This is a genomic window from Pseudomonas putida (assembly GCF_009883635.2).
GTDB classification, from domain to species: Bacteria; Pseudomonadota; Gammaproteobacteria; order Pseudomonadales; family Pseudomonadaceae; genus Aquipseudomonas; species Aquipseudomonas putida_W.
The window spans coordinates 4115530-4133553 of sequence record NZ_CP026115.2 but is presented as its reverse complement, the minus strand read 5'-3'; the positions used below and the strand labels follow the sequence as shown (position 1 = coordinate 4133553).

Sequence of the window (18024 nt, the reverse complement as noted above, 5' to 3'; positions counted from 1 at the left end):
GCCAAGCTTATGTCCAGAATCCTTGACCATGGGCGCGAAACGCTCATGGACATCTTCCACCGCCATCGGCAGGCCAATGCCCATGATCTGGCGGCCGCCGCACTCGAGCGCGCCCTGCAAACCGCCGAGTACCGGTCGGAAGCCCTGGTGTGGAAAGGCATCGCGGCCCTGCCGCAGGCGCCTGAGCTGGCCTTTTTGTTTTTCAGCAATGCCGCCCGGGCCCTGCCCGAACGCGCCGACATCCATGCCCTGGTCGGCCGCAGCCTGCTGGCCCAGGGGCACAGCACCCTGGCCTGTAAATACCTGACCACGGCGTGGCGCAAACAGCCCAACGAAGCGGCCATCCGCATGACCCTGTGGGAGGCCCGTAGCCAGGTGAATACGCCCGCCGAACTGCGCCGGATGATCCTCGCCTACCTGCCAGAAATCGCCTCCGGCAAAGAGCTGGCCCTGGTGCTCAAACTGCTGGCTGCGCAAGCTGACGCCCCCGCTACCGTCGGGGTGATGCGCTACGTCGAGGAACGCCGCGAAATCCATGGCTGGGCCATCGACCTGCGCAACCTGCAAGCGCCAGTGACCCTGCAACTGGAAGCTAACGGCGCCAAAGTCGCAACCACCGCCAGCGCCCCTCACCCGCTGCTGAGCGCCGCCGGCCTGCCTGCCACCCATGGCGGCATCCGTATCAGCGTACCCAACCCGACAGCCGCCGTGCACGTTCGCTTCGCCGATGGCTCGCCACTGCAAGGTAGCCCGGTGTATGCCATGCCTGCCCTGGTGCCGCCGCCTGCCGTGGGCGGAGGCGGCCTGGAACAACCGGTTGATGTGCTGATCCCGGTTTACGACGGCCTTGAAGAAACCCTCGAGTGCATCAACAGCGCCCTTGAAGCCCGCAGGCTCAATCGCACGCCCCACCGCCTGGTAGTGGTCGACGACGCCTCACCGCAGCCCAAGCTGACCAAGGCGCTGAAGGTGCTGGCGGCCAAAGGCAAGATCACCCTGGTGCAGAACGCCGTGAACCTCGGCTTCATCCGCACCATGAACCGCGCCATGGCCATGAGCCCGAACAAGGACGTGGTGTGGCTGAACGCCGACACCCGCGTGCACGGTGCCTGGCTCGACCGCCTGCGACAGGTGGCCTATAGCGCCGACGACATCGCCTCGGTCACGCCCTTCACCAACAACGGCGAGCTGATGAGCTTCCCGCGCAGCCAGGTGTGCCATGACATGCCCAGCGCCAAGGCGCAGGCCGAACTGGATGAACTGGCCCGGCAAGTCGACAGCCCCCCGATGGAAATCGAAACCGGCTGCGGCTTCTGCCTGTACATCAAGCGCGCCGTGCTGGATGAGGTGGGCTACCTGGACGAAGTGCACTTGTCACGCGGCTATGGCGAAGAAACCGACTGGTGCCTGCGCGCCCGCGAGCATGGCTGGCGACACATGGGGGCACCCAATGTGTTCGTCGCGCACCAGGGCGGCATCTCGTTCGGTGCCGAAAAGATCATGCGCGTGGCGCACAACAATGCCATTTTGCGTAAACGCTACCCGGATGCCTCGGCGCGCTACAACGCGTTCACCCTGCGCGACCCGATCAAGCCGGCCCGGCAAGCACTGCAACAGGCGCGCCTCGAGCACTTGGCCGGCAAGTCGGCAAGCGAACAGAACGCTTGCTGGCCAGCTGGGGCCGACAAGGCCCTGTACATCCATGACGGTTCGAACAACGACGCCGACTTCAGCCTGAGCTACCACCGCGAAAGCCATCGCGAGTGGGCAGTGCTGCGTGCGTCCCTGAAGCCACTGACGCTGAACCTGGAGTTCGAGTTGCCGGGCGACCTTACCCCCCTGGTCGAGTGCCTACGCAAACTGCCGCTGCAACACCTGGTGTTTCAGCAGTTGGCGCGCTGCCCGGTGGCTTTGTGCGACCTCCCGTCCCTGCTGGACACCCCGTACCGCATCGTTTGCCACGACGACCGCCTGCTCAGCCAGCAAGGTGACTACGACTGGCAGCGCTTTGCCCGGGAGGCCGCCAGCGTACAGCTGCCTTGGCAGGCACTTCAGGAAAGCTATGCCAGTGCCTTGCCTGGCGCCCCGTTGCTCGCACAAACGAGCTCGATTCGCGGCATTGCACCTGCCGTTACACCAAAGGTACTGCTGATTGGCGACAACCTGCGTGACCCTGACACCGCCCAGCGCTGGCTAAAACTCGCCAGGCACATCAGGCGCGAGCAACTGCCAATTCGGTTGCTGGCTCAGGGCGACAGCCCTTGGCTAAAACAATTGCGAGCCATCGGTACCGTACATGAGCTTCCTGAAGTCCATGACTTCAGCCTGGCCGAATGCGCCCAGGCAGCTGGCTGCGAAGCCGTACTGAGCCTCGCCGAAAACCCCGGCAGCGACTGGCATGCACCGGCCCTCGCGAACGAACTGGCCCAGCCCCTATTCGCTCATCCCAGCCTGCTTGCAAGTGAAGCCAGCGCAACCACCCACACATCTCTGCCTTTTTCACCGAGCCCGGACCGATGACCCAACACCTCCTGGAGCAACCACAGGCGGCTCAGCAGCCCGTCATCCCTCCTGCCTTCAGTGGCGCCATCCTCGGCTTGCAGGGTGACGTGCTACATGGCTGGGCCATGGACAATGCACAGCCGGAACAACGCCTGGTCATCGAGGTGTTCGTCGATGGCGCCAGTGTCGCACTCGCCCGCGCCGACCAGTACGAGCCGCAAGCGCCGGCCGGCGACCAGTTCCATGGGTTTGTCGTGCAGCTGCGTCAGAGCTGGCTTGATGAAGCACGCGTCATCACCGTGCAGATCGCCAACCAGGCGGTGTCTCTCGACGGCCAAGTGCTGCTGCCCACCACACCAAGTCAGGACACAGCCTCCGTTGCCTCACAGGTATGGCACACCGGTGGCCTGCGGGTTGGTGGCTGGTGCTGGGACCCACAGGCACCGCGCCGTCATGTGCAAGTGACCGTGCGTGAAGGTAATCAGGTCATCAGCCAGGCCACGTGCAACGTGCATAACCAGGCCCTCGCGTACAGGGCTACCAGCGACCACGGATTTGCGATCGACCTGCCCTGGGAGCTGGCTGACGGCAAAATGCATGTGCTGGAGGTGGTCAATGACCTGGGGCAGCCACTCGCGGGCAGCCCCATCCGCCTGCGCTGCTGGCCAGAGGGTGTGGAGGGCCTGATCAAGCAGCTTGACTCGAAGCATGATGCCGCAACACTGGAGTTGCTCAGCGCAGTCGCCAGCGAGCAAAGTTTGCGCCTGCCGAAAAGTGCTGGCTGGGAGAGTTATCCTCAGTGGTTTGAGGCATTTCAGCGTCTGGATGAGAAGGACTCCCCTGCCCTGCAAGGCAAACTCGGCCTGCTGCTGATCAGCGAGGGTGAAGAGACCCTGGAGCAAATCAGCCTGACGAGCCTCGGCGGTAATCGTGCAGACGTTCATACATTGGCCATCGCACCGTCGGCAGACCTGACACCAGGAATTGCTCAACTGCTGGCGGCAGGCTGTGATCGCATCTTGCCGATGCACGCCGGTGATCGCCTGGCACCCCACGCCCTGCCTCACCTTAGCGCATTGCTCGATGATGGCAGTGCGTGGGCATTTGCAGATTGCGACCGGGACGGCCCTCAAGGCGAGCGCAGCTTGCCCTGGCTGAAACCAGTGTGGGACATCGACCTGTTCATAGGGGCCGATATCTTCACGCCGGGTGCGATCTTTGGCGCGGGTATTGTAGAAGCGGCCCTTGCACTGCTGAGCGGCCGAGGTGATCAAGCATCCGTTGGCTGGCACGAGCTGATCGCAGGCGTGGCCTTGGCCACTCAGAACAGCGACGCATCTGTAGCCCACTTGCCTCGCGTGTTTTACCACCGAGCCCACCATGCACCGGCCAGCCCGGAGCAGGCAGAGCCGTCGCTGCAACGGCTGCGCGCGGTGGAGTGGTTGTGCGAGGCGCTGGCATCAGGGGCTTCGGTGAGTCGGGTGGCGGGTTACCCGGCACTCCTCAGGGCCCATTGGCCGCTGCCTGAACAATTGCCACGCGTAAGCCTGATCGTGCCGACTCGGGATCAGTACAAGCTATTGCATGCCTGCATCGAAGGGCTACTGAACGACACCGACTATCCCAACTTGGAAATCATCGTTGTCGACAACCAGTCCAGCGATCCCGCGACCCTGGCCTATTTCGAGGACATCAAGGCGCGGGGCGTAACCCTTCTGTCCCACCCCTACCCGTTCAACTATTCGACCATCAACAATCGTGCTGCCAGCATTGCGACGGGCGAACTGATTGGCTTGGTGAACAACGATATCGAGATTATCGAGGGCGGGTGGCTCAAGGAAATGGTTGCTCAGTTGCTCCGGCCAAGGGTTGGCGCAGTGGGGGCGAAGCTGCTGTGGCCAAACCGCATGGTGCAGCATGGTGGCGTGGTTGTGGGGATCAATGGCCTCGCAGCACATACAGGTAACAACCTGGAACAGCATGATGCCGGATATCTGGGAATGAACCAGATCACCCGTAGGCAGAGCGCCGTGACTGCAGCTTGCTTGTTGCTGCGAAAATCGGTGTTTGATGAGGTCGGCGGCTTGGATGAACGGGCGTTTCCGGTGGCTTTCAATGATGTGGACCTGTGTTTGCGAATTCAGCAGCGAGGGATGCACTTGCTTTGGAGCGCTTTTGCGCAGCTGATACATGCTGAGTCAGCCAGCCGAGGGAAAGATCTCACTGCAGAAAAAAAAGCTCGCGCTCAACGCGAGCAAGAGAATTTCATCAAGCGCTGGGGCGCTACCCAGAATGACCTTAACTATCACCCTGCACTTAGCCTTGATTACTTGACTGGACCCTACGGTGGGATCGCATTACCACCGAAGCGGGCCGGCCAGCGGCTTAACAATCTCTCAGTCACGAAGCCAGATATAACGTCTATAGATCAACAATTAGCCGACCTCAGGGAACCTGTCAGTCAATAGCTGACAGCCATGAACCGGTCAGATATTAACCACCTCAAAATGGACGGATCATAAATGAAGCATTTGGATTGCACGCTACGAGACGGTGGCTATTACAACAACTGGAATTTCTCCGAAACGCTGGTAGCGCAGTACATCACTGCCATGCAAGCCGCAGGCATCCACACCATTGAGCTAGGGCTCCGCTCCCTGAAAAATAATAAATTCAGCGGCGCGTGCGCATACACTACTGATAATTTCCTTCGCACCCTGGCTATTCCACCATGCTTTACCGTAGGCGTGATGGTGAATGCTAGCGAACTGGTAGGTGAGCTTCCGCTTCAGCAAGCACTGAACCTTTTATTCCCTGTCAGAGCAGATGATTCGCCAGTTGATCTGGTACGTATTGCTTGCCACGTCCACGAATTTGCCGATGCACTGCCAGCCTCTAACTGGCTGAAAGAACGCGGTTATAAAGTCGGCTTTAACCTGATGCAGGTAGCCAACTGCTCAGAGCGCGAAATCAAGTCACTGGCGAAGCTTGCCACCGACTTCCCACTGGACGTCCTTTACTTTGCGGATAGCATGGGCAGCATGTCGCCTGACGACGTTGCTGAGATTATCAATTGGATCAAGAGTGAGTGGAATGGCCCGCTCGGAATCCATACCCATGATAACTTGGGCCTTGCATTGTCCAATTCGCTACGCGCTATGGATGAAGGCGTCACCTGGCTTGATTCGACAGTGACTGGCATGGGCAGAGGCCCAGGGAATGCTCGTACAGAAGAGCTTGCGATAGAAATTTCTGCCCGAGAGCAAAAAGCATCGAATTTCATCCCATTAATGCAACTGCTTCGCGAACACTTCAAACCCATGCAGGCAGAATATGGCTGGGGCACCAACCCATATTATTATCTCGCTGGTAAGTACGGGATTCACCCTACTTACATCCAGCAAATGCTCAGCGACTCTCGCTTCGGGGAAGAAGATATTCTTGCTGTCATTGAGCATCTTCGTAAAGAGGGTGGAAAAAAATACAGCGAAAACACATTAGACGCTGCCAGGCATTTCTACCAAGGCAACCCGACTGGAAATTGGCTACCTGAAAGCCTTTTCCTGGAGAAGGAAGTACTGCTGCTGGGCACGGGGCCGGGTGTTGCGGCTCACCGGCAAGCGCTAGAGCAGTTCATCAGCGAACATCAGCCATTGGTCGTGGCATTGAACACACAGAGCTCGATTGCTGCTGACCTTATCGATGTGAGGGTTGCCTGCCACCCCGTGCGGTTGCTTGCAGACTGCGAAGCGCATATCAACCTGCCGCAACCCCTGATCACACCGTTTTCAATGCTCCCAGCCGATGTACAGGATGCGCTGAGAAGTAAGAATATTTTTGACTATGGGCTGAATGTACACAGCGAGAAATTCTCTTTCGAGGAAACGCACTGCACCATTCCGACGTCACTAGTGGTTGCTTATGCGCTGGCCGTAGCTGCATCCGGTAAGGCAAAGCGTATTCTGATGGCAGGCTTTGATGGTTACACCGGCGAGGATCCGCGCAACGCCGACACCAACAACTTGCTCAAGAAGTACCAAGAAACCCCAGGCAGCACCCCTCTGATGTGCCTGACCCCAACGCGCTACGACATCAAATGCCAAAGCATCTACGGACCACTGAAATGAACAAGCAAAAGCTAACTTGCTTCCTCCCCTGCAGAAAGGGAAGCGAGCGCATCCCACAAAAAAACATCAAGCCATTTGCAGGCTTTGAATTTGGCTTGATCGAAATTAAACTTAAGCAACTGATCGAGTCGCGCAGCATCGACGAAATCATGCTAAGCACCAATGACGACTGCATTCTTGAATACGCATCTTCTCTGAAATGCGAAAAGATCAAACTTCACAAAAGATCCGACGCACTGTCTTCAAGCAGTACAAGTACAGATGAACTCGTAGCGCATGCGGCATCCCTAATCCACGAAGGGGACATTCTCTGGACGCACGTTACATCGCCTTTCTTAACAGCTGATCATTACAACGACATCATTTCACTTTACTACCATAAGATTAGCGAAGGGCATGACTCGCTAATGACAACAACCCTTCTACACAGCTTCCTCTGGAATCAGGAACAACCACTCAACTATGACAGGAATGTTGAAAAGTGGCCTAGAACCCAGACGCTCGAAGCGATCCACGAGATCAATAGCGGCGCCTTCATTGCCAGCACTAAAATTTACAAAAAGCTAGACGACCGTATCGGCAAGAACCCCTACCTTCACCCACTTGATAAGCTCGTAAGCCATGACATCGACTGGCCTGAGGATTTCACGGTTGCAGAATGCCTGATTGAGAAAGGACTGGTGAGGGTATGACAAGCTTTAAATTCGATCTGTCAAACTACTCAACATTGGTATTCGACTGCGACGGAGTTGTACTCAACTCTAACAAAGTAAAGACCCAAGCCTTTTACCAAGCTGCTTTACCCTATGGAAAGCAAGCCGCAGAGGCGTTAGCAAAATACCATGTTGAAAATGGCGGCATATCGCGCTACAAAAAGTTTTCATACTTCTTAGAACACATAATCCCACAGCAAACCAACGAAGGGCTTATTGACACTCTGCTATCCGTTTACGCCAACCATGTCCAAGAGGGACTACTGAGTTGCGAGATAGCACCAGGAATCTATGACCTGCGCCAAGAAACTGAACACGCCAAGTGGTTAATTGTGTCCGGCGGTGATGAAAATGAACTTCGCTCCATTTTCGAAATCCGCAATATTTCCAGTATGTTTGACGGCGGCATCTTTGGAAGCCCTGACACTAAAGAACATATCCTTTCTCGCGAACAAAGCAATGGCAACATCAGTCCAAGCTCGCTATTCTTAGGTGACAGCAAATATGACCACCAAGCCGCCACCGGCGCCAACATGGACTTTATATTCCTAAATAAGTGGTCAGAAGTTAACAACTGGCAGCAATGGTGCGAAGATAAAAAAATCCGGCACAGCTCTGACCTTTCCTCATTGACCTCCCCATCGTGTAGTTAATAGCACTACCCACACCAACCACTCGTCGATACAAAATCCAAAGAGAGTAAAGCAGATGATTATCGGGCCATCACATGTAGTGCGATGGAAGAGATTAAAAAACTTTTTCGCCATCGACGAAAACTTTTATGGCCTAGGTGGTTTACCGATCTGGCACCACAATATAAAGAAAACGATCAACACCGACCGTCAATTCATCATGGTTGGCGATTTCAGGTTCGGCAACTCATACCATCTAACCAACAATGAAAGCGATGCCTTTACGGTAAACAAAGACCTGATCAACCACGAAACAGATCGACTAATGTTCGAGAAGTCCAGCGAGAGCCTTCACCAGCTGACCACGAATAATATACGATTGGTATTTTGGTGCCTATTCATCAGGGAATACAAAAACATTCAAAGCTTCAAATACGTAACAAAAGGTGATTACAAGCATCCGATCTGGAACCTGAACTCTATCGAAAACACTTACCCAAACTGCATAAAACTCTCCGGCCTGCTTAAGCATAGTTTGGATTTTTTATTTATCGACAGCAGCAATCACCCCTCGATATTTGGATATATTTTCCTCAGCGCTCTGCATAAAGGCCAGAATGCACACCAAGCGCTGCTGGTAGCTCTCCATGCAAAGGCTGAACTCTTTAAAATTTACAATGTATTCAGCAACAAGAAATTTATTATATCTGGCACAAACAGCACTTTCCGCCTTGTAAAAGACTACCTTAGCAAAGGTATATTAGATTCAAGCAAACTGCATAACCTGCACGTACGAGAAGCAGACGAAGCATTGTTCTCTTCGCACAAATTCCACAAAAGTATCATCTATTTCGCAAAAGATGACGACGCGAAACCTGACAGCACTGAGCACTCGTTCTTTGACAAAGCCCCATACGAAAACAAAGTACTTATCATAAAAAGACTTGGAAAAACATATTTCTACTCTGCCAATAAACTGGAAAAACCCAAGCTTGTGTTCGTATTAATTACAAATGAGGACGACGAAGAAATCATTGGAGACATATACAACCTAATCGGACTATCACAAGTCCTTTATTACGCGATGGCCATTTGCTCAAGCTGCGGAACCATTATAAACAACCCCTACCTAACATTCAGAGAGCTAGCCAGGCGCCACGTCGCGGAATAATTCTTCGCCCAACAAGCCCCTCAGAATCAGAAGCGCACTTAAAAACAGCCACGAATGACACAGAATTAAATCACAAGTGCCCCAAGGGTACTTCACCATAGACAAACACATAGAATATGGCCCTAGTGGCATCTAGAGCCATACTTTCAATGCAATGCCTTATCAATCAGTTATGAGCTGAGCAACTTTTCGGCACCATCAAAGAACTTACTATTGAATTTTATCCTTGAATTTTGAAAGCGGCTAAATATAGCGGAAAACACAATTTTTCCGGAATACTTAAGATCAGCATACCTTGACTCCGGAGGAATTTTACCCAAACTTTTCGCTGCACACTTTATAGCCAGCTCCCCCAGATTCAATAGGGCATGGCAATCAGACAACTGACCTAGCACCCAGTCATTGCGGCCATGATAAATATCATTTATCGATTTTCTCGAAAACTCAAAAGCTGCCAGATATTTCCAGCCTGCCGCCTTAGCGTCCCCCCCGCACCGAAGCATAGTTGCCTTTAAAATCAAACAAAGGCAATAGTTCCAGTAGCTTAGCTGATTCAGATGGGGCTCATACGATTGTATGGTGACATCAACAATAGCATTGGCCGACTCTGTTCTATCATTCAATAGAAGAGCTAGGGAAAGCGCAGTCGTGGAGGAGATCCCCCAGCGCACAACATTTGGGAGCGTTCGATCAACTGCACTATCAAAGCCTTTCTTCGCCTCGACCAATACATCCAAAATCCAGCCCCTATACTCCGGAGCCTCCAAGTACTTATATGAAATCAGCGTAATTAAAGAACCATAAAAGTGATTAGCGGAAGGCATTATAGACAATGCGTTATAGGCAACAAAGAACAACTCATTGTTGGTAAGCCCACGCGTTGAAGCATTAACTATCGCACCGGTGACATAAAATTCATCAGAAAGCCGATCGCAGTCTAGTCGATATTTCAAAAAAACATCACTCAAACTAACTTCATCAGATTCCGAGCAAACCACAAGATCTTCATAAATACTAAAATCTTTAATATTTACTTCGACAGACAAACGCTCCCCGCCGTGGTTACTGAGCTGCTTGAACGGCACCTCCACCTGCCCTTGCTTTACAGATTGTACGCTTGTAATTTCACTCTCCGAAAGTGCCACAATAACAGAGGAAAGGCCAACATCAACAATCTTCATATCAACGATCCTTTTCTTCAGCAGCCCTTTCATAAACGCTAACCAGTGAAGCAACTTGATCAGCGGCCGTCTTCCTGATCACTTCACGAGAAAGTTGTTTATGCTCGATTACAGCGCTATCTACTCGCACCAAGACGTTAGCGATATCGCTTTCAGAAGGCTCAATTACGTAACCACTCACACCTGGGACAATATCTTCCCCTATGCCACCCAGATTGCTTGCAACTACCCAACAGCCACACGCGACCGCCTCGCGGGTGACCAGACCAAAACTCTCCGGCCAAGTTGAAGGCGCAAACAAAACATCAATTTTACGGTAAAGATCAACTACATCTTCCTGCCTAACCCGTCCAATAAATTTAACGGGGACGTCCCCCCAGTGCGAGTAATGCTCGTACCCCTCTTCCTTCGAGTGGTCAACTACAAGGAACTCTATATTCTTAGGCTGAGATGCAAGTACAGCTTCCTTCAGCAGGTAGTACCCTTTGTGCTCAGACATCCCTCCAATGTGGCCACAAACCACTTTACTGGAGTACGCAGTGTCTTTACTCTGCCACCGCACGTCATCAGATATCCCATTAGGTATCACTGTAACTTCAGCAATCCCATTCGCCCTATAAATCTCTGCAAATGCATTGGATACGGTCAGGACTTCAGTAGCTCCAAGCAACAACTCCTTGAGATCACGACGACGTTCGATAGAGTCTGCGAGCTTGATATTGGTCGGCAACTCAATCTTTTCATAGAGATCTGGGTGCCCTTGCGGATAGACTTTAGAGTTATGGTCCACCAAAAACTGAAAATCTGAAATCCACCAGGCATCGTGCGCTGTAACAACGTATGGCACGCCTCTGTCTTTTGCAGCAGCTACTATAGAAGCAGTTAAACGCTGGACACAGTGGAAATGTATGAGGTCCGGCTTTTCGCTATCCAAAAACTCGCTGAAGAGGCGATACATTTCAGGATCTTTCGGATGCCAATCCATATGTTCACGCCAAAGCGTGGTCGCGCGATACACACGACAGCCTTCGTGATTATAAACGGCTAGCTTGTGTGGTTCGCGACACTCAACATCAGCAGTAAATACACAAAGGTCAAATTGATCAGCATAATCCTTCACCAACGTTGAGAAATTATCTGCAACAACACGGGTCGCGCCACCAATTGATTGGGGAGGGAAGAACACGTTAACCAATGCAACTTTTTTCTTTACCGCAGCCTTAGAGACTGCATAACTGCCAAGGTTCTTGTTCAGGGATTTACCTAGCGCCTCCAAACCATAGTCGGAGGTTGCGCGGCGTTGAGCAGCATCTCCAACTGCTCGGCGTAAATCGCTATCACCTACCAACTGCTTCAGCGCCGAATACCACTCACTTTCACTGCTTGCCAGATATCCGTCCTCACCATCCTTGACGACATCTCTGTAGTTCTCCGTCGTGCTCAATACGGACGGAATCCCATAGCACGCGGCTTCAAACCATTTAAGCTCACTTTTGCATGAGTTGATACGATCATCATGCAGCACAGCAATATTGATATCGGCCTGCTCCAAAAGCGACCAATAACCTTGCACACTATCAATTGCAGGAAGATGAACGTACCTTCCCTCATAGGCTTGTTGAAACGCCTTCGGCAATCGAAGATAACCAACTACAATCAACCGAACATTAGCAAAATCATTAAATATCCGCTCGATTGCAGGCAGCGCCTGTTCAATGAAGTCAGTATTATGCGCCTGCGTCCCACTTCCATAGAAGATATCTATGTGCTTCTTGGCAGTTTTGTCAAAAGTGCGTATTTTATTGAGGCTATCCAAACCGTTACGGTGAAGCCAGCAACGCTGCTCTTGGACCAAGCTTTGCAACTCGCGTCTCAGGGGTTCTGTCGAGGCAATACCATGCCGGCAGAGTCGAGCAGCGGCGTTGAACAATGCCATCCCTCGAGTCAATTCTCGATAGGTCTCATTGGACACATAGCCGCCATAACTTTCCAAAGCAGGCGGATACTCTGGTACAAAAAGCAGATCATCAATTTCGTAGAGACTGAGCTTCCCGGTCGCGTTAACCTGCGCGATAGCCTTGATCACTTGCACCACGGCAGGCACACGATAAAATATTACTACATCATGCAGCGCCAGTTCATTTTGCTTGAATTGAAGCTCATTCCAGTTTATCGCGGTGGCTGTCTTCCCCTGCAGCTGCAATTGCTCCAGCTTTTGATCTATTCGATAGCGAACGCATTGCGGAACGTGGAAATCACCAACAATAAGAATACGATCGGTATTGATATCCCCTAGCGCCCCCAATTTCGGAATAGAGGACTCGCTATTCGATGCATCAACACCGCTGGCAGTCAGGTAAGCGCGATAGATAAAATTTACAACCTCACACGCTTCTTGAATTAAAAGACCACGATCTTGCATATCCACGCGAACCAGCATGGACGCATGTTGTTCTTGCCACTTCTCCTCGACCAATCGATCTAATTCATCATAGAGCGCTCGATGGTTAGGATTGCGTAGAATGCCTTGCGAGATAATTTCAATCGCTTCATCAGGGCGGTGCAGCCTCTTGAGGCAGAGCGCACAATTAAACTCTGTCCAGATTGATGCACCTGGGATAACCGATGCTGCCTGGAAGTATTGGAGCGCAATACTCACATGCCCTTCATCCAGATAACTGGAGCCCAGTTTATTTAACGCTTCAGCGGAAGGTGCAATGCCGAGCGCGGCTTGAAGGAGGTTACGCCCCTGCTGCTTCTTTTGGGACTCAAGGTAGTATGAACCCAGACCCAGCAGTACAATTTGGGTCTTGTGTGGCGTATCTTCAAGCGGCAAAGGGATGACATTGTTACCTAGCAATGTATCAAAAACCCGCTGAGGGCTTACTTCAAATCCATCACGAGCACTACGTTCAAGAACGGCAGAAATATTGAAGCCTGTTGGAATCAGACGCTCAGGCAGGTTATTCTTGGCTGCCCATTTTGCAATAGAAGGCGTACGCCCTTCAGATTTTCCAAACCGTTGATAATGTAGTTCAGCCTGCGACTGTGTTGTGATGCCATTGGCTTTCAAGTCTGGATACAGTGCAAGATAGAAATCCAGCTCCACTTTTTGGTTCTGTAGTGGGCGGGGCCTCGACCCTGCTGCGGTTTCGACTACTGACTTCTCACTGGCGAGCTCAGCATCGCCTGCTGCATGGGACGCTGACGCATAGCGCCCTTCTCGATAGCCAAATGCATGCCAGTGACGTATAAGATCTTCATCGCTCAACTCAGCCAAGTCAGCATAACTGAGGCGATAATAAGCGGCATCCAAAGCAATCCTATACGATCCGGCCTTTTGCTGAATCGCAATCGCCCCGGGCGCAGCCTCAATACCTGTTTGCCCTTCAAAACTTTGATCTTTTTCCCTGACTGACATCTATAACGTTCCTATTCATTCCCATCACCCATTAAAAGTGGATAATTGGATAATTCCCTTTCTTGCTAATCAAGCTTATCTAGCAAGCACTTTTAATGTCCATCTATACAATCTCAGAATCACTTGCTCCGGATCAGCGTCTTTGCCCCACCACAGCCATTCACGCCCCCTTAGTGCCAAGTGTCTGCTCATCTTCTCCAGGCTCGCATTGCTCGCCATCACCTTGAGCCCTCTGCTGCGGCCCTGCTTAAGAGCAGGACTGCCGACCTGGCAGGTTGTGGCGACAAACACGAGCTCACCATCAAGTGTGTATTTTTACAAATCAGGGTGGTCTAATTCAGACACGCGCTGATTTTCTGGCTAAGGTTGATGCGAAGTTTCTCAGCGTGGTCTGCTTAGGACAACATTTTTCGATCAAATAGAGCAGCTTTCTATGATATTTGTAACAGGCGGTGCCGGCTTCATCGGCTCAAATTTCGTACTGCAGTGGTGCGCGAACAACAGCGAACCCGTCGTCAACCTTGATGCGCTCACCTATGCAGGCAATCTGGGCAACCTGCAGTCGCTGGAGGGCAATACACAGCACCAATTTGTTCGCGGCAACATCTGTGATGCAGCGCTGCTGGCCCAACTATTCGCTGAGCATCGCCCCCGCGCGGTCGTACATTTCGCAGCCGAGTCCCACGTTGACCGCTCAATCACTGGCCCCGAAGCGTTCGTCGAAACCAACGTTGTAGGCACCTTCCGCCTCCTCGAAGCGGCACGCGGGCACTGGAACAGCCTCGAAGGCGACGAGAAAAAAGCCTTCCGTTTCCTGCACGTCTCCACCGACGAGGTGTACGGTACGCTCGGGCCAAACGACCCAGCGTTCACCGAAACCACTCCGTACGCCCCAAACAGCCCTTACTCGGCCAGCAAAGCTGCAAGCGACCACTTGGTGCGTTCGTACTTCCACACCTACGGCATGCCCGTACTGACCACCAACTGCTCGAACAACTACGGCCCCTTCCACTTCCCAGAAAAGCTGATCCCGTTGATGATCGTCAACGCCCTGGCCGGTAAAGCCCTGCCGGTCTACGGCGACGGTCAGCAAATCCGCGATTGGCTGTATGTTCAAGACCACTGCTCGGGCATCCGCCGCGTGCTGGAGGCAGGGACCTTCGGCGAAACGTACAACATCGGCGGCTGGAACGAAAAAGCCAACATCGACATCGTTCGCACCCTTTGCGGCCTGCTCGATGAGCTTGCCCCAGTCACCTCGCGCCAGGTGATCAATCAGCAGACTGGCAAACCGGTCGAGCAATACGCAGAGCTGATCACCTATGTCACCGACCGCCCGGGCCACGACCGTCGCTACGCCATCGATGCTCGCAAGATCGAGCGCGAATTGGGCTGGAAGCCTGCTGAGACCTTCGATACCGGCATACGCAAAACTGTAATGTGGTACCTGGCCAACCAGGAGTGGGTAAAAGGCGTCATGGATGGCAGCTACCGCGACTGGGTTGCTCAGCAGTACGGAGCAAACAAGGCGTGAAAATCCTGCTGCTGGGAAAAAACGGCCAGGTAGGCTGGGAGCTACAGCGCGCTTTGGCCCCGCTGGGTGAAGTCATTGCACTGGATCGCCAAGGTAGCGGCGAACTCTGTGGCGACCTGGCTGAGCTGGAAAGCCTTGCCGCCACCGTACGCCACGTGGCCCCTGACGTGATCGTCAATGCGGCCGCCTACACGGCGGTGGACAAGGCAGAAAGCGAACAGGCGCTGGCAGCACTGATCAATGCCGAGGCTCCTGGCGTGCTGGCTCGCGAAGCTGCGGCATTGGGTGCTTGGCTGATTCATTACTCCACGGACTATGTGTTCGATGGCAGCGGCCAGAGCCGCTGGCAGGAAGATGCCCCCACTGGTCCATTGTCGGTCTATGGCCGCAGCAAGCTCGAAGGTGAACGCGCCATCGAGGCCAGCGGCGCCCGCGCCGTGGTACTGCGCACCAGCTGGGTGTATGCTGCGCGGGGTCACAACTTTGCCAAGACCATGCTGCGCCTGGCTGCTGAGCGTGATGCGCTCAATGTGGTAGCCGACCAGTTTGGTGCCCCTACCGGGGCTGAACTGATTGCAGATGTAACCGCACACATCCTGCGACAGATCACCAATGCTGCAGACGCAAGCCAGTTGGCCGGTACCTATCACCTGGCCGCAGCGGGCGAAACCAGCTGGCACGGCTTTGCTCGGTTCGTGCTGGCTCACGCTGGCAGTAAAGGTGTTGCGCTGAAAGTTTCGGCCGAGCAGGTCGGCGCCATCAGCACCGAGGACTATCCAGTACCCGCACCACGGCCGCGCAACTCGCGCCTGGCGCTGGATAAGCTCGAAAGCACCTTCAAACTCAAGATGCCGCTTTGGAAGCAAGGCGTGCAACGGATGCTGGACGAAATTCAGCAATAGGGACTCTCATGGCTCGTAAAGGAATTATTCTGGCTGGCGGTTCGGGCACTCGCCTGCATCCAGCCACGCTGTCGGTATCGAAACAGCTGCTGCCGGTGTATGACAAACCGATGATCTACTACCCGCTCAGCACCCTGCTGCTAGCTGGTATTCGCGACATCCTGATCATTTCCACACCGCAGGACACACCGCGTTTCGAACAGCTGCTGGGTAACGGCAGCCAGTGGGGCCTCAACCTTTCTTATGCAGTGCAGCCAAGCCCGGACGGGTTGGCGCAGGCATTCACCATCGGTGCCGACTTCATTGGCAACGATACGTCGGCGCTGGTACTGGGCGACAACATTTTCTACGGTCACGATTTCCAGTCGCTGCTGCTCAATGCTGGTAATGTCGAAACAGGCGCTTCGGTGTTTGCCTACCACGTTCACGACCCCGAGCGTTATGGCGTAGCCGAGTTCGATGCATCGGGCCGAGTGCTGTCGTTGGAAGAAAAGCCTAAAGCACCGAAATCTAACTATGCGGTCACCGGCCTCTACTTTTATGACAATCAGGTAGTCGACCTGGCGCGCGGCCTGAAGCCATCCGCCCGCGGCGAACTGGAAATCACCGATCTCAACAACTTGTACCTTCAGCAAGAACAACTGCGAGTGGAGATCATGGGCCGAGGCTATGCATGGCTAGATACCGGTACTCACGACAGCTTGCTGGACGCCAGTCAGTACATTGCGACCATGGAGCGCCGACAAGGCCTCAAGGTCGCATGCCCTGAGGAGATCTGCTTCCGCGCCGGTTGGATTGATGCCGAACAGCTCGAGCGCCTGGCGCAACCGTTGCTCAAGAATGGTTACGGACAGTATTTGAAAAACTTGCTTAAAGAAAAGGCCTTTTGATGCATGCAATTCCTTTGGCAATCCCCGATGTCTTCCTATTCACACCCAAGGTTTTCGGGGATGAGCGCGGCTTTTTTTATGAGAGCTTTAATGCCAACGTTTTCAGCGAAGTCATCGGCCACCTGCCCAACTTCGTTCAGGACAACCACTCGCGATCGGTAAAAGGCGTACTGAGAGGCCTGCACTACCAACTGCCACCCCATGCACAGGGTAAGCTTGTGCGCGTGGTACAGGGCGAGGTGTTTGATGTGGCGGTTGATATCCGACGCTCCTCTCCAACCTTTGGCAAATGGGTCGGCGCAATGTTGTCAGCCGATAACAAGAACCAATTGTGGATTCCACCCGGCTTCGCACATGGCTTCATCACATTGAGTGAAACTGCCGAGTTTCTATACAAGACCACAGATTTTTACTCAACCAAGAGTGAGCGGTGCATTGCGTGGAACGATGCTGAAATTGGTGTCGAGTGGCCGTTGGACTTTACCCCTTCACTATCTGCGAAAGATATGCTGGGAGTGCCCTTCATCAACGCCGAAGTATTTGACTGATCATTTTTCAGAATGGGCGCATTTCTTATCTGCGCCCTTTAGAAAACTCAGTCAGACAATACCCTTCACATCAAACCACCCCCGCGACATTTCAGCGCATAAGATATGCATAAAGAAGAAGCCATGATGCAAGACTCGCACCTGTTGTCAGCCTTACAATCACTGAAAACAATTATTCCGGGAAAGCTTGTAGAAAACGAAAAATACTACACCGAACAAAAACACAAAAATCAACAGCATTTCAGGAGCTTCATTTCCGAAGAGGCATCAGGAAATATTCTTCACCCCTCAGTCTTCCCGGATGCGCTTATGGAGGGGTACCTGCAAAATGCCTTAGGGAAAATATCACATGGTCGCGCATGAACAGTGAGTCCATCAAAGAAATGGAAGAAAGTAAAAGGCA

13 protein-coding genes are annotated in these 18024 nt (G+C 53.2%); 11 read left to right on the top strand and 2 right to left on the bottom strand.

What is annotated here, in order from left to right; all coding sequences use genetic code 11:
- The first annotated feature begins 45 nt into the window (after positions 1–45).
- Genes C2H86_RS18830 through C2H86_RS18805 form a run of 6 tightly spaced genes read left to right on the top strand, consistent with a single transcriptional unit; the run spans position 46 to position 9145 of the window.
- The gene (locus C2H86_RS18830) at positions 46–2520 is read left to right on the top strand and encodes a glycosyltransferase family 2 protein (protein ID WP_159412955.1); all 2475 of its coding nucleotides are present in this window, start codon (positions 46–48) and stop codon (positions 2518–2520) included.
- Positions 2517–4970 (top strand): glycosyltransferase family 2 protein, encoded by a 2454-nt coding sequence (locus C2H86_RS18825; RefSeq protein WP_159409318.1) that lies wholly within the window; start codon positions 2517–2519, stop codon positions 4968–4970. The genes C2H86_RS18830 and C2H86_RS18825 overlap by 4 nt, the downstream gene beginning before the upstream one ends.
- 54 nt (positions 4971–5024) lie before the next feature.
- On the top strand, positions 5025–6629 hold the full coding sequence (locus C2H86_RS18820; protein WP_159409317.1) for an aldolase catalytic domain-containing protein: 1605 nt from the start codon (positions 5025–5027) through the stop codon (positions 6627–6629).
- Entirely contained in the window at positions 6626–7321 is a 696-nt protein-coding gene (locus C2H86_RS18815) for a cytidylyltransferase domain-containing protein (protein ID WP_159409316.1), read from the top strand. Before C2H86_RS18820 ends, C2H86_RS18815 begins: the two co-directional genes overlap by 4 nt.
- Entirely contained in the window at positions 7318–7995 is a 678-nt protein-coding gene (locus C2H86_RS18810) for an HAD family hydrolase (protein ID WP_159409315.1), read from the top strand. Before C2H86_RS18815 ends, C2H86_RS18810 begins: the two co-directional genes overlap by 4 nt.
- 55 nt (positions 7996–8050) lie before the next feature.
- Entirely contained in the window at positions 8051–9145 is a 1095-nt protein-coding gene (locus tag C2H86_RS18805) for a hypothetical protein (protein ID WP_159409314.1), read from the top strand.
- A 170-nt stretch (positions 9146–9315) separates the two neighbouring features.
- Here the strand turns inward: C2H86_RS18805 and C2H86_RS18800 are convergent, their stop codons facing one another.
- Positions 9316–10326: a hypothetical protein gene (locus tag C2H86_RS18800; RefSeq protein WP_159409313.1), complete on the bottom strand. Its 1011-nt coding sequence runs from the start codon at positions 10324–10326 to the stop codon at positions 9316–9318.
- A gap of 1 nt (position 10327) precedes the next feature.
- Entirely contained in the window at positions 10328–13747 is a 3420-nt protein-coding gene (locus C2H86_RS18795) for a glycosyltransferase (RefSeq protein ID WP_159409312.1), read from the bottom strand.
- 433 nt (positions 13748–14180) lie between these two features.
- Between C2H86_RS18795 and rfbB the strand changes: the two genes are divergently transcribed.
- The 5 genes from rfbB to C2H86_RS18770 all read left to right on the top strand — a co-directional run bounded on the left by rfbB (position 14181) and on the right by C2H86_RS18770 (position 17984).
- A complete protein-coding gene (rfbB, locus tag C2H86_RS18790) occupies positions 14181–15281 on the top strand; it encodes a dTDP-glucose 4,6-dehydratase (RefSeq protein WP_159409311.1) in 1101 nt (366 codons plus the stop codon).
- Positions 15278–16183 (top strand): dTDP-4-dehydrorhamnose reductase, encoded by a 906-nt coding sequence (gene rfbD / locus C2H86_RS18785; protein ID WP_159409310.1) that lies wholly within the window; start codon positions 15278–15280, stop codon positions 16181–16183. The genes rfbB and rfbD overlap by 4 nt, the downstream gene beginning before the upstream one ends.
- An 8-nt stretch (positions 16184–16191) precedes the next feature.
- Positions 16192–17073 (top strand): glucose-1-phosphate thymidylyltransferase RfbA, encoded by an 882-nt coding sequence (gene rfbA, locus C2H86_RS18780; RefSeq protein ID WP_159409309.1) that lies wholly within the window; start codon positions 16192–16194, stop codon positions 17071–17073.
- Entirely contained in the window at positions 17073–17621 is a 549-nt protein-coding gene (gene rfbC / locus C2H86_RS18775) for a dTDP-4-dehydrorhamnose 3,5-epimerase (protein ID WP_159409308.1), read from the top strand. Before rfbA ends, rfbC begins: the two co-directional genes overlap by 1 nt.
- Positions 17622–17726: 105 nt before the next feature.
- Entirely contained in the window at positions 17727–17984 is a 258-nt protein-coding gene (locus C2H86_RS18770; protein WP_159409307.1) for a hypothetical protein, read from the top strand.
- The last annotated feature ends 40 nt before the right edge of the window (positions 17985–18024 follow it).